This window comes from Azospirillum sp. 11R-A (assembly GCF_049472615.1).
Taxonomy (GTDB): domain Bacteria; phylum Pseudomonadota; class Alphaproteobacteria; order Azospirillales; family Azospirillaceae; genus Azospirillum; species Azospirillum palustre.
In genome coordinates this window covers 201,349-214,778 of sequence record NZ_JBCEBL010000007.1, presented here as the reverse complement: position 1 = coordinate 214,778, position 13,430 = coordinate 201,349, and the positions used below count along the sequence as shown (strand labels likewise).

Here is a 13,430-nt window from a genome sequence, read left to right as displayed (position 1 = left end):
ATGCCGATGTCCAACTACCTCAGAAACAAACTGATCGATCACGTCAACGGCAAGGCGGCATATACCATGCCTGCCGCCGTCTATGTGGCGGCGTTGACCTCGGCTTCGACGGTCACGACGCCGGGCACGGAAGTCAGCACGACAAGCACCGGCTACGCCCGGCAGGCGATTACCAGTGCTATGTCGGCATCGTCGAACGGCACCTCCGCCAATACCGCTGCCATCGTGCTTGGCCCGGCAACCGCCTCGTGGGGGACGGTCACGGATTGGGCGATCTTCGATGCTCTGACCGGGGGAAACATGCTGTGGTTTGGCTCCCTTTCGGCTTCTAAAACCATCGGCTCTGCGGACGAGTTGAAGTTCGCAGCCGGCAGTCTGAGTCAGACGTTGACCTGATGCTCGGGTTTTCGCCGGTCGGATCGGCTCCGCTTGCGACGGTTGGCGGCGGCGCATCCTACGAGATCAGCGGGGCGGTACAGTCGGTGGCGACCGCCAGCGCGACGGCCGGCGTCGTCTCGTACCGGGTGGCGGCGGTCACCGCCTCTGGGGTCTCTCTTGCCGCAGGCACCAAATCGGCGGGTGTGACGGGTGTCGCCGTCAGTGGCGGGGTGCTGTCGGGGACCGTGATCCGTACGGCAGGTGCCAGCGCCACCGCGATAGCCGCTCTCGTCGGTGTCGGGGTTGCCGGTCTTCGCGCGGGTGTCCTGGCGATAGCCGGTGGTGCTTCGACTGTGGCCGGAACGGCGGGCAGGGCAGCCGCGGGCGATGCTTCGACCAGCAGTGTATCGGCGGTCGCCGCGACCGCCGGCCGTACGCAGCCAAGCACTGCCACGACGACCGCCAGTTCGGGCGGCACGGCGGCTGCGTCGCGGGTGGGGGGCGGTATGGGCGTGCTGGCTTGCGACTCGATGGTAACCGCCACCGCCGGTCGGACCGCGGGCGTCAGCGCTTCCACAGCGGGGACCGGCTTGACCACCGTTGCCGCCGGCCTTTCGGCTGCCGCCACCGGGGCAGCCAGCGGCACTCTCGCGGTCAGCGGCGTGGCTGGGGCCGGGCGGAGCTTCAATGGCGCACTGCTGGGGAGCAGCGGTGCTACCGCCACTGCATCCCGTGTTGGCGCCGCCTCCGGCTCGCTGATCGGGGTGACGTCATCCGCCGGGTTGGCCGGCCGTGTCGCCGGGGTGGTTGGCGGGCTGTCGGCGACCAGCCTATCGTCCGGCACCGCCGGGCGGCGAACTGCCGTCACCGGGGCGGCAACGGCAGCTGCCGCTGTCTCGGGGGCGGCCGGTGCTCTGCGGGGTGTCAGTGCCACAGCGACCGGGGTCAGCATTCTATCGGTCATCGCCGGCCGGGTGGTTGCCGCCACGGCATCGTTCGTCGCTACCGGCACCGTTTATGCGTTCGGCCAGCTGCGTTTAGAGGAACTGACCAGCGGACGCAATCGGCTGGTCTACACCATCACCATCACCGCCCGTCAAATTCCGGAGTAGCTCCATGCTTGGACAAGCGCTCTCCGATAGCCCGCTTTCTGCTGTGCCGACGACTACGGCATCCGCCGATGTCATCTCGCTCTATGCGGCGACCGAGGACGTGGAGACGGGGTTCGGCGAGGAACCCGAGAACACCCTCTATCCCGGTGCGCTGCTGTCTCCTCTGCGGGTGGAGCGGTCGCTGCTGTCCGATCTGCTGGGAGGGGCCGTGTCGGTGTCGTACGGCGAGGCCGAGCTTATCAACGTGGACCGCAGCTATGATGATCTGGTCCATGATTTCGACGTTGCCGGCCGTTCGGTGGTAATCCGGGTCGGGGCGGCGGGCGGGCGTGTCTCCGAGTTCATTCCCCTCTTTGACGGCACGGCTTCCGGCTGGTACGCGACCGACGAGCGCCTGATCGTCCAGTTGCGCGGTTGGGAGTACCTTCTTGAGGTGCCCTTCGAGGCGCGGACCTTCGGTGGCTCCGGCGGCCTGGACGGTGGCGCGGACCTGGAGGGCAAGCGTCTGCCGGTGGCGCTCGGGTGGGTGTTCAATGCCACGCCGGTCTTTCTCATTGCGGCCGAATTGCTGTTCATGGTCCACGGCGGCCGGGTCAGCGACATTCCTGCCGTCTATGCGCGTGGCGCTGCGCTCGCCAAGGGGCCGGACTATCCTACGGCCGACGCATTGCGGGCCGCGACCGTGCCGGCCAACAGCTTCATCACCTGCGCGGCGGCAGGGTTCTTCCGCACGGACTACCTTAACGAGGCAGAGAAGAGCGCCGTCACCTGCGACGTGGTCGGGGCGGTGGTGGGTGGCGTCGTGCTGGGGACAACTGCCCAGATTATCGCGCACATCCTCATGGATCGTGCGTCGGTGCCGTCCGCACGCGTCGCTGATCTGACGCGGGCACCCTGGCAGTTCCATGTGCCGGTCGGTTACTTCACCGGCCCCGACGATGGATCGACCTGCACCGACGTGCTGGAGGAGTTGCTGCGCGGCTGTGTCGGTTGGGGCGGCTTCAGCCGGCGTGGGCTGTTCTCTCTCGGTTCGTTGCGGCTCCCAGTCGCTGGTCCGGTGGTGGCGACCTACGACGAGACCGACATCGTCAGCGCCACCGCGTTGGAGCCGCCCGCCGAAGTCACGCCGCCGCCATGGAGATGGAAGGTGGGTTACGACCGCAACTGGACGCCGCAGCCCTCGGACCTTGCCGGCGCGGTGACGGACGAACGGCGACGCTGGCTTGCGGAGGCCCGGCGGTTGGCGGAGGTGGTCAACGACACCACCAGGGCTTTTTACAAGCAGCCCAGCGACCCGGCCCCGGTGGAAGGCTACTTCCGGGATCGGGCCGATGCTCTACGACTGGGGCAGGAACTGGAGGCCATGTGGCAGGCCCCGCGCGGGCTGTACCGCATCCAGCTCGGCACCCAAGCCTTTGCGCGCGATCTGGGCGAGGTGGTGCGCATCGACTATCCCCGCTGGCGGCTTCGGGGCGGTGCCCTGGCCGTCATCGCCGCTCTGAGCGAGGACGCCGAAGACGCCCGCTCCGAACTCACTGTGCTGGTGGCCTGATGCCGAATACGACGTGGAAAATCGGCTACCTGAACTGTGCCGACACCGCCATCCTCTCTGCCAGCGCACAGGTCGGGACCAAGCCCGTCACGCTGTTGGTGGACCCGCACCCCAAGCGGCGTTGGTCGGCCGGGCTGACCGGCAACGCCTGGGTCAATCTGGTTTGGCCGGAGCCGCAGACTATCGACTGCGTGGCCCTGATGGGCTCCAGCCACACGTGGGAGACGGGTCGCTGCCAGATCACCGCCTCCGACATGCCGGGCAACGCCGACCTCTACGATAGCGGTGATATTCCGGCGCGGGTGGACCCGCGCTTCGGCTACATGCTCCACGTCTTGCCTCAACCCGTCACCACCCGGTCGCTGCGCCTGTACCTGTCGGATCCGGCAGTGGCGGAGACGCGGGGTGGCAGGCTGTATGTCGGCCCGTTGTGGACGCCGCGGTACGGGCCTCCGCTCGGGGAGGAGTGGGGGCGCGCACCCACCGGCACGCAGACGGTCGGTCGAGCCGGACAGACCTTCATCACCCCTGGCGCAAACCCCAGAGCGACCACCTTCGGTCTCGACTTCATTTCACTGACCGACGAGCGCACGCATCTGCGCGAGTTGCAGCGTATCTGCGGCTCGGAAAACGACGTTCTGGTGATTTCCGATAGCAGCGACCCCAATCCCGGCGACGTCAGCATTTGGGGATTGCTCAAGAACCTCCAGCCCCCGAAGCGCACTTACGGGAACTACTGGTCCAGCATTTTCAGCATCACAGAGAGGCTTTAACATGCCCGCGATCAAGGATCGGGTCAAACAAACCACGACCACCACAGGCACCGGTTCTGTTGCCCTGTCCGGCACGGTGTCCGGCTTTCAGAGCTTTGGACAAGCCTTTGCCTCCGGCTCGTCCGTCTATTACTGCATTGCTGACGGAACCAACTGGGAAGTTGGCATCGGCACCTATACGGCGGGCTCCCCTGACTCGTTGTCGCGCGACACCATCCTGGCATCCAGCAGCAATGGAGCCGCCGTTGGCTGGGGCGTGGGCACCAAGGATGTCTTCGTGACGCTGCCGGCGGCGGCAGTAGGGTTGGCGTCTTTCCCCGCCGTGACGACGAAGACGGCAAGTGCCACCATTGCGCTGTCCGAAGTCGGGAAGCTGATCCCGTGTTCCGGTTCGATCACGCTGACCCTGCCTTCAGCTGCTGCGGCTGGCAACGGTGCTCCCGTCATGTTGAAGAACGTCGGCACCGGGGCTGTTGCAATCGGCGCAGGCGGGTCCGACACGGTGGACGGTTTGGCCGGCGCATCGCTTGCGGCCACGCAGAGCGTCATCCTCATCAGCGATGGCGTGTCACGCTGGCATTCGGTCGGAGCGCAGGGCGGCTTTTCCTCAACCGGGTCATGGTCTCCGACGGCCAAGAGCACGGTGGCGACCTTGAGCAATAGCAACCTGACCGTGACATTTGCCACGTCGGGCCAGTGGCGGGCAATTCGCGCGGGGGCCTCGATTCCGTCCGGGAAATATTACTGGGAAATGCTCTGTGGCAGTGGGTCCGGCGGCAATATGAGTGTCGGCATCGTCGACAGCACCTTCACGAATTTCGAGCAAAATCCCAACTCTCCGGCAGCCTACCGCAGCACCGGCGACAAGCAGAAGGACGGCAACGGCCTGACTGCCTACGGCTCTTCTTGGACGGCTGGCGATAGACAAGGCATCGCATTCGACACGGCGCCCGGCAGCATCTGGTTCCGCAAGAACGGGGTCTGGCAGGCCAGCGGCGATCCGGCGACCGGCGCGAACCCGGCCTATACCGGCATTGGCGGCACGCTCTACCCGGCTTGCGGCACCTTCGACGCCGCGGTGTTCACCGCCTGCTTCCGTGCTCCTGACATTGTCGGCTCTCTCCCCTCCGGGTTCAGTGTCCTGCCTTAACGAGGTGACCCATGGAAATCTTCGAAACCTGTCCGCCCTTTGATGCCCGCACCCACCGGCAGGCCGCCACCTACACCGACACGCTGGAACTGGAGCATCAGCGCATCCGGCGCGCCTGGGGCGTGGAGCCGATCCCGCTGGACGAGCTGAAGACCGCCCGCAAGGATGCTGCGACGGCCAAGCGGTACGAGGTGGAGACGGGCGGCATCCTGGTGGCTGGTACGACCATTCGCACGGACCGGGAAAGCCAAGGGATGATCACTGGCGCCTATGGCCTCGCTCGCGACATGCTGACCGGCAGCGTCCCGACCGCTCCCATCGACTTCAAGGGTGCCGGTGGGTGGGCGGAAATCTCGCCGTCCGTCATGGTGGACATCGGCCGGGCAGTTGGCCTGCATGTGCAGGCGTGCTTCCGCGCCGAACGGCAGCTTCATAAGGCAATCGACGCGGCGCAGGATGTGACGGCTGTGCTGGCGGTGGACATCGCCGAAGGCTGGCCGGGATAATCGCTAAGGCGGAAGGTATTCCGTGCCAGAACATCCGCCGTTTCGTGTCAAATCACGCGCCGCGCTACATCCATGAGGAGCAGTGGATCATGGCTGCCGGCATGCTGGCGCGCGGCAACAGCTTCCTCCAGGTCTCGCGCGCCATGGGGTGCAGCCGCACCACGCTGTGGCGGGCCTATTACGGCTCCAAGGATTTCCGTCACAGGGTGTGGTGGGAACGGCAGGCGCTGAACCGCGAGGCCGAGCTTCGCCTGTCCTCGCTGCGGGTGCTGGTGGCCGAGCAGATCGAGCGGCTGGTCACCTCGGGCGATCCCGCCACCGTGCGCTGGCTGGCCGAGCGGCTCGGCCTGTTCGCCGGCCTCGACCTGCCCGCGGCCAAGCGGCAGGCCGCGCAGCCCGACCGGCGCTCCGCCGGGCACTCCGCCCCTCCGCCCGCCGCCGAAGCGGCTGCCGAGCCCGCCGCGCACCCCGCCCCCAGGCCGGCCCCGAAGCCCGAGGACCCGCCCGCCGTCACCGTCCCCGAACTGGACGACGACGACATCCCCGGCGCCATCCGCGAGCGCCATCCGCCCAGCCCGGCGATGATCGCCGCCGTCGTCGCCCAGCCGGAGGCGGCGGGGCCGAAGGGCGTCTTCCCCTACACGCTCAACCAGTATGAGGAGTATCCCAACCTCAACCCCGGCCCGGTCGACCGCCGCGCGGTCGGCGCCTTCTCCTGGCGCCGGTAGGGGGCGGCCGGACGATGGAACATCCGCCGGAAAGCGTTCCACGCCGTTCCATCCTCCGCCGGACGCGGGACCGCTTCCGCCGGGGGGACTGCCAGGGGGCTTGCCGGAGCGCTTGATCCGGCGGCCGAACTGTCCGACCCTGCGGGTCCGTTCGACTCCCGAGGATCATGCGATGACCGCCACCCCCGCCTTCACCTGCGTGCTCGATGCCCGTGCCAGGCTGGGGGAGGGGCCGGTCTGGTCGGTGGAGGAGCAGGCGCTCTATTGGGTGGACATCAAGGGCAAGGCGCTGAACCGCTTCGATCCGGCGACCGGGGCCGCCCGTGCGATGGCCCTGCCGGAGGAGATCGGCTGCGTCGCCCCGCGCAAGGGCGGCGGCTTCATCGCCGGCCTGCGCTCCGGCCTGTGGCAGCTGGACGGGGAGGGGCGGCCGGTCGCCTGCCTCGCCGCCAATCCGGAGGACCAGGGCGCCAGCCGCTTCAACGACGGCAAGACCGATCCCGCCGGCCGCTATCTGGCCGGCACGCTGGACGAGCCGAAGGCCGGCGGCAAGGCGCATCTCTACCGCTACGACCGCCGCGGGCTGGCGGTGCTGGCCGGCGGGTTGCTGACCTCCAACGGGCTGGCCTTCAGCCCGGACGGGCGGACGCTCTACCATGCCGACACGCCGACCTTCACCGTCCGCCGCTACCGCTACGATCCGGCGACCGGCGCGATTTCCGACGGCGAGGTCTTTTTCCGGCTGGAGCCGAAGGACGGCGACCGCGGCCGGCCGGACGGGGCGGCGGTGGATGCCGAGGGCTGCTATTGGTCGGCGCTGTACGAGGGCGGGCGGGTCGCGCGCTTCTCGCCGGACGGCGCGCTGCTGTCGGAACATCCGCTGCCGGCGCGCTGCCCGACCATGGTGGCCTTCGGCGGTCCCGACCTGCGCACGCTCTACGTCACCACCGCCAGCGCCGGCCGCCCGGCCGACGAGCTGGAGCGGCTGCCGCAGTCGGGCGGGCTGTTCGCCATGACGGTCGATGTGCCGGGCCTGCCGGTCCCGCCCTTCGACCCGGAAGCCTGACGGGAGGGGAGGGGGCCGATGTTCCGCAAGTTCGTCTATCTGCTGGCCCTGGCGCGCGAGAAGCATTTCGGCCGCGCGGCGGAAAGCTGCCACGTCTCGCAGCCGACCCTCTCCAACGCCATCCGCCAGCTGGAGGAGGAGCTTCAGGTCCCCATCGTCGAGCGCGGCCAGAAGTTCGAAGGCTTCACGCCGGAGGGGCTGAAGGTGCTGGAATATGCCCGCCGCATCGTCGGCGAGCGCGACAGCCTGCGCCACGAGCTGCTGGCGCTCGCCCAGGGCGTCACCGGCCATCTGCGGCTCGGCGCCATCCCCACCGCCCTGCCGGTGGTGCCGCATGTGCTGACGCCCTTCACCACCCGCTTTCCGCACATCCGCTCCAGCGTCGTGTCGCTCAGTTCGCGCGAGATCCAGCGCGGGCTCGACGAGTTCGAGCTGGACGCCGCCATCACCTATCTCGACAACGAGCCGCTCAACAACGTCCGCACCCTGCCGCTCTACACCGAGCGCTACCACCTGCTGGCCCGCCGCGACGACCTGTCGGACGAGCTGATCGCGCAAGGGGCGGTGCCGTGGGAGAAGGCGGCGGGCTTGCGGCTCTGCCTGCTCACTCCGGACATGCAGAACCGCCGCATCGCCGACACCGCCTTTCGCATGACCGGGCGGACGGTGGAGGCGGCGATGGAGACCAACTCCATCGTCACCCTCTACACCATCGTCCGCGCCGGCACCTGCGCCAGCATCGTGCCGGGCCAGCTGCTGACCTTCGTGCCGCCGCATCCCGACATCGTCGCCCTGCCGCTGGTCGATCCGGAGCTGAGCCACGTCGTCGGCCTCGCCTATGCCGACCGCGACCCGCCGCCGCCGCTCGCCAAGGCGCTGGCGGTGGCAGCCGCCGATGCCGACATCGCCCAGCGCGTCGCCATCGGTGTCGCCGACGCCATGATTCCCTGGCGGCTGGCGATCCGCTGAGCGGTCGCCACGGTGCTTGATAGCCAAAAGCTATCACGCCATCAGAAAATACAATTTGCTGGTATACCGTATCCTCCGCCACTCTGACGGTGCCGGGCGACGAGAGACGTCCGGAAAAAGCCAACAGAGCCAAGCCAGAACGACGCCGACCCCAAGAGCGGCGCGGACGATCGCAAGGAGGGACACCCGTGAACGCTTGCCATCCGTGGAGCGCTGAGCGCGCCATGACGATTGTCGAAGACAATCGGCATCTGCGCGGCGCCCTGCTGCCGATCCTCCACGCCCTGCAGGAAGAGTTCGGCTACATCGACGAGGAAGCCATCCCCCTGCTGGCGACGGAGCTGAACCTCTCGCGCGCCGACGTGCATGGCGTGGTCTCCTTCTATCACGAATTCCGCCGCGAAAAGCCCGGCCGCCACACCATCAAGGTCTGCCGGGCCGAGGCCTGCCAGTCGATGGGCGCCAACGCCCTGGTCGACCACATCAAGACGCGGTTGCAGGTCGATTTCCACGGCACCACCGCCGACGGCGCCTTCACGCTGGAACCGGTCTTCTGCTTGGGCAACTGCGCCCTGTCGCCCGCCGTCATGATCGACGAGAACCTGCACGGCCGGGTCTCGCCCGACCGCTTCGACGAGCTGGCGGCCGAAACGCGGGCCAACCCGCACGCCCATCAGCAAATCCCCCGCGCCCTCAGCCACTCCCACAAGGACAGCCACAAGGGTCACGCGCAATGAGCGGCCATCTGATCACCGTCTTCGTCCCGCGCGACTCCGCGGCCCTGTCGGTCGGCGCCGATGCGGTCGCCGCCGCCATCCGGGCGGAAGCCACCAGGCGCGACCTGCCGCTGCGCATCGTCCGCAACGGCTCGCGCGGCATGCTCTATCTGGAGCCGCTGGTCGAGGTCGAAACCGCCGAAGGCCGCGTCGCCTATGGCCCGGTCACCCCGGCCGACGTCCCCGGCCTGTTCGACGCCGGCTTCCTGACCGGTGGGGAGCATCCGCTGGGCCATGGCCTGACCGAGGAAATCCCCTACTTCAAGAAGCAGGAGCGGCTGACCTTCGCCCGCTGCGGCATCATCGATCCGCTGTCGGTCGAGGACTACCGCGCCCATGGCGGCTTCCGCGGGCTGGAGAACGCGCTGGCGATGTCCCAGGCGGAGATCGTCAAGGCGGTGACCGACAGCGGCCTGCGCGGCCGCGGCGGCGCCGGCTTCCCCACCGGCATCAAGTGGAACACGGTGATGCAGGCCCCGGCGGACGAGAAGTTCGTCTGCTGCAACGCCGACGAGGGCGACAGCGGCACCTTCGCCGACCGCATGATCATCGAAGGCGACCCCTTCTGCCTGATCGAGGGTATGACCATCGCCGCCATCGCGGTGGGGGCGACCTCCGGCTACGTCTACATGCGCTCGGAATACCCGCACGCCACGGCCACCCTGCGCCATGCCATCAAGCTGGCCTATGACGAGGGCTGGCTCGGCGACAACATCCACGGCACCGACCGCACCTTCCACCTCGACGTCCGTGTCGGCGCCGGCGCCTACATCTGCGGCGAAGAGACCGCGATGCTGGAAAGCCTGGAGGGCAAGCGCGGCATGGTGCGCGCCAAGCCGCCGCTGCCGGCGCTGGAAGGCCTGTTCGGCAAGCCGACCGTGGTCAACAACGTGCTGTCGCTCTGCTCGGTGCCGATCATCCTCGACAAGGGCGGCGACTATTACCGCGACTTCGGCGTCGGCCGGTCGCGCGGCACGCTGCCCTTCCAGCTCGCCGGCAACATCAAGAATGGCGGCATCGTCGAGAAGGCCTTCGGCATCACCCTGCACGAGCTGCTCTACGAGTATGGCGGCGGCACCATCACCGGCCGGCCGATCCGCGCGGTGCAGGTCGGCGGTCCGCTCGGCGCCTACCTGCCGCCCTCGCAGTTCGACCTGCCCAAGGACTACGAGGCCTTCGCGGCGCAGGAGGCGATGGTCGGCCACGGCGGCATCGTCGTCTTCGACGACAGCGTCGACATGGCCCAGCAGGCCCGCTTCGCCATGGAGTTCTGCGTCGCCGAGTCCTGCGGCAAGTGCACCCCCTGCCGCATCGGCTCGACCCGCGGGATGGAGACGCTGGACAAGATCATCGCCGGCAAGAACGTCGATGCGAACTTGGACCTGCTCGCCGACCTCTGCGACGTGATGGTGGATGGCTCGCTCTGCGCCATGGGCGGCATGACGCCCTATCCGGTGCGCAGCGCGGTGAAGCACTTCCCGGAAGACTTCCGCAAGAAGCAGCACGCCGTCCGCGTCACCCACATCGCCGCCGAATAACGAGCGACCCCAGGAGCACCCGAGATGACCCTCATCCACGAGACCGACTACGGCACCCCGGCCCGCGTCTCCGAGACCCTGGTGACGCTGGAGATCGACGGCCGCAGCATCAGCGTTCCCGAAGGCACCTCGGTGATGCGCGCCGCGATGGACGCCGGCATCACCGTGCCGAAGCTGTGCGCGACCGACAGCCTGGAGCCCTTCGGCTCCTGCCGCCTCTGCGCGGTGGAGATCGAGGGGCGCCGCGGCACCCCGGCGTCCTGCACCACCCCCGTCGCCCCCGGCATGAAGGTCCACACCCAGACCGACAAGCTGGCCAAGCTGCGCCGCGGCGTGATGGAACTGTACATCTCCGACCATCCGCTCGACTGCCTGACCTGCGCGGCCAACGGTGATTGCGAGTTGCAGGACATGGCGGGCGCCGTCGGCCTGCGCAACGTGCGGTACGGTTTCGAAGGCGAAAACCACCGCGCCGCCGCGAAGGACGAGAGCAACCCGTACTTCACCTTCGACGCCTCCAAGTGCATCGTCTGCTCGCGCTGCGTCCGCGCCTGCCAGGAGACCCAGGGCACCTTCGCGCTGACCATCGACGGACGCGGCTTCGCCTCCTCGGTGTCGCCGGGCGCCAACGAGAGCTTCATGGACAGCGAGTGCGTGTCCTGCGGCGCCTGCGTCCAGGCCTGCCCGACCGCGACCCTGACCGAGAAGTCGATCATCGAGCACGGCCAGCCCGAGCACAGCGTCATCACCACCTGCGCCTATTGCGGCGTCGGCTGCTCCTTCAAGGCCGAGCTGCAGGGCACCACGGTGGTCCGCATGACGCCGTGGAAGGACGGCGGCGCCAACGAGGGCCATTCCTGCGTCAAGGGCCGCTTCGCCTGGGGCTATGCCACCCACAAGGACCGCATCATGAAGCCCATGGTGCGCGAGAAGATCACCGACCCGTGGCGTGAAGTGTCGTGGGAAGAGGCGGTCGCCTACGCCGCCGAGCGGCTGAAGGCGGTGCAGGCCAAGTACGGTCGCGGCTCCATCGGCGGCATCACCTCGTCGCGCTGCACCAACGAGGAGGTCTACGTCGTCCAGAAGATGATCCGGGCCGCCTTCGGCACCAACAACATCGACACCTGCGCCCGCGTCTGCCATTCGCCGACCGGCTACGGCCTGTCGCAGACCTTCGGCACCTCGGCCGGCACCCAGGATTTCCGCAGCGTCGACAAGTCCGACGTCATCCTGGTCATCGGCGCCAACCCGACCGACGGCCACCCGGTGTTCGGCTCGCGCATGAAGAAGCGCCTGCGCGCCGGGGCCAAGCTGATCGTCGTCGATCCGCGCCGCATCGATCTGGTGCGTAGCCCGCACGTCCAGGCCGAGCACCATCTCCAGCTCCAGCCCGGCACCAACGTCGCCGTGGTCAACGCCATCGCCCACGTCATCGTCACCGAGGGGCTGGTCAACCGCAGCTTCGTCGAGGGGCGTTGCGATCCCAAGGAGTTCGCGAAGTGGGAGGCGTTCATCGCCGAGCACCGCAACTCGCCGGAATATCTGGAATCGCGCACCGGCGTCCCGGCCGATCAGGTCCGTGCCGCCGCCCGCCTCTATGCCACCGGCGGCAACGCCGCGATCTACTACGGCCTGGGCGTGACCGAGCACAGCCAGGGCTCCAGCACGGTGATGGCGATCGCCAACCTCGCGATGGCGACCGGCAACATCGGCCGCGAGGGCGTCGGCGTGAACCCGCTGCGCGGCCAGAACAACGTGCAGGGCTCCTGCGACATGGGCTCCTTCCCGCACGAGCTGCCGGGCTACCGCCATGTGTCGGACGACGTCGTCCGCCAGGAGTTCGAGACCGCCTGGGGCGTCACGCTGGATCCGGAACCCGGCCTGCGCATCCCCAACATGTTCGACAGCGCGCATGACGGCAGCTTCCGCGGCCTCTTCGTGCAGGGCGAGGACATCGTCCAGTCCGATCCCAACACCAACCACGTCACCTCGGCCCTGGAAGCGCTGGACATCGTCATCGTCCAGGACCTGTTCCTGAACGAGACGGCGGCCTTCGCCCACGTCTTCTTCCCCGGCACCTCCTTCCTGGAGAAGGACGGCACCTTCACCAACGCCGAGCGCCGCATCAACCGCGTCCGCAAGGCGATGCCGTCGAAGGTGGGCCGGGACGAGCATTGGGTCGCCTGTGCGCTGGCGACGGCGATGGGTTACCCGATGCACTACGAGACCACGTCCGAGATCATGGACGAGATCGCCCGTCTGACCCCGACCTTCCGCGGCGTCAGCTTCGAGAAGCTCGACCGCGTCGGCAGCGTCCAGTGGCCCTGCACCGGCTTCGAGGACGACGACACCGGCATGGCGATCATGCACGAGGAGAGCTTCGCCCGCGGTCTCGGCCGCTTCGTGATTACCGAATATGTGCCGACCGACGAGCGGACCACGCGGATGTATCCGCTGGTTCTGACCACCGGCCGTATCCTCGCCCACTACAATGTCGGTGCCCAGACCCGCCGCACCGCCAACGTGGCCTGGCATCCGGAGGACGTGCTGGAGATCAACCCGGTGGACGCCGAGATCCGGGGCGTCAAGGACGGCGACATGGTGTCGCTCGCCAGCCGCATGGGGGCGACGACGCTGCGCGCCGTCATCTCCGACCGCATGCCGGCCGGCGTCGTCTACACCACCTTCCACCATCCGGTGACCGGGGCCAACGTCATCACCACCGAGAATTCGGACTGGGCGACCAACTGCCCCGAATACAAAGTGACGGCGGTGCAGGTTGCCCGCAGCAACCAACCGTCGGACTGGCAGGTTGACTATGCGAAGAACGACGTCGAGCGCAAGCGCATCGCCGCCGCCAACGTGATCGCCGCCGAGTGACG

13 protein-coding genes are annotated in these 13,430 nt (G+C 68.1%); 12 read left to right on the top strand and 1 reads right to left on the bottom strand.

Annotated elements, in window-relative coordinates; all coding sequences use genetic code 11:
- Positions 1-396 carry a phage tail fiber protein gene (locus VH569_RS13140; protein WP_423315727.1) on the top strand — a complete coding sequence of 132 codons (396 nt, stop codon included), beginning with the start codon at positions 1-3 and terminating at the stop codon, positions 394-396.
- Positions 397-454: 58 nt separating this feature from the next.
- On the opposite strand, the gene VH569_RS13135 is transcribed toward VH569_RS13140, so the two are convergent.
- Complete coding sequence (locus VH569_RS13135; RefSeq protein WP_423315726.1) at positions 455-652, bottom strand: hypothetical protein; 198 nt, start codon at positions 650-652, stop codon at positions 455-457.
- Between the two features lie 316 nt (positions 653-968).
- On the opposite strand from VH569_RS13135, the gene VH569_RS13130 reads away from it, so the two are divergent.
- The 11 genes from VH569_RS13130 to fdhF all read left to right on the top strand — a co-directional run bounded on the left by VH569_RS13130 (position 969) and on the right by fdhF (position 13,428).
- Positions 969-1,490, top strand: coding sequence for a hypothetical protein (locus VH569_RS13130; protein WP_423315725.1), 522 nt, complete (start codon positions 969-971; stop codon positions 1,488-1,490).
- A 4-nt stretch (positions 1,491-1,494) separates the two neighbouring features.
- Entirely contained in the window at positions 1,495-3,042 is a 1,548-nt protein-coding gene (locus tag VH569_RS13125) for a hypothetical protein (RefSeq protein ID WP_423315724.1), read from the top strand.
- Entirely contained in the window at positions 3,042-3,815 is a 774-nt protein-coding gene (locus VH569_RS13120; protein ID WP_423315723.1) for a hypothetical protein, read from the top strand. The genes VH569_RS13125 and VH569_RS13120 overlap by 1 nt, the downstream gene beginning before the upstream one ends.
- Before the next feature lies 1 nt (position 3,816).
- Positions 3,817-4,965, top strand: a complete 1,149-nt coding sequence (locus tag VH569_RS13115; protein ID WP_423315722.1) for an SPRY domain-containing protein — start codon at positions 3,817-3,819, stop codon at positions 4,963-4,965.
- A gap of 11 nt (positions 4,966-4,976) precedes the next feature.
- Entirely contained in the window at positions 4,977-5,471 is a 495-nt protein-coding gene (locus VH569_RS13110; RefSeq protein ID WP_423315721.1) for a DUF4376 domain-containing protein, read from the top strand.
- 89 nt (positions 5,472-5,560) lie between these two features.
- Positions 5,561-6,199, top strand: a complete 639-nt coding sequence (locus VH569_RS13105; protein ID WP_423315720.1) for a hypothetical protein — start codon at positions 5,561-5,563, stop codon at positions 6,197-6,199.
- 172 nt (positions 6,200-6,371) lie between these two features.
- Positions 6,372-7,265 (top strand): SMP-30/gluconolactonase/LRE family protein, encoded by an 894-nt coding sequence (locus VH569_RS13100; RefSeq protein WP_423315719.1) that lies wholly within the window; start codon positions 6,372-6,374, stop codon positions 7,263-7,265.
- 18 nt (positions 7,266-7,283) lie between these two features.
- A complete protein-coding gene (locus tag VH569_RS13095; protein WP_423315718.1) occupies positions 7,284-8,234 on the top strand; it encodes a LysR family transcriptional regulator in 951 nt (316 codons plus the stop codon).
- A 188-nt stretch (positions 8,235-8,422) separates the two neighbouring features.
- The gene (locus tag VH569_RS13090; protein WP_423315717.1) at positions 8,423-8,971 is read left to right on the top strand and encodes a formate dehydrogenase subunit gamma; all 549 of its coding nucleotides are present in this window, start codon (positions 8,423-8,425) and stop codon (positions 8,969-8,971) included.
- Positions 8,968-10,548, top strand: coding sequence for a formate dehydrogenase beta subunit (locus VH569_RS13085; protein WP_423315716.1), 1,581 nt, complete (start codon positions 8,968-8,970; stop codon positions 10,546-10,548). Before VH569_RS13090 ends, VH569_RS13085 begins: the two co-directional genes overlap by 4 nt.
- Before the next feature lie 24 nt (positions 10,549-10,572).
- Positions 10,573-13,428, top strand: coding sequence for a formate dehydrogenase subunit alpha (fdhF, locus tag VH569_RS13080; RefSeq protein WP_423315715.1), 2,856 nt, complete (start codon positions 10,573-10,575; stop codon positions 13,426-13,428).
- Positions 13,429-13,430 lie beyond the last annotated feature (2 nt).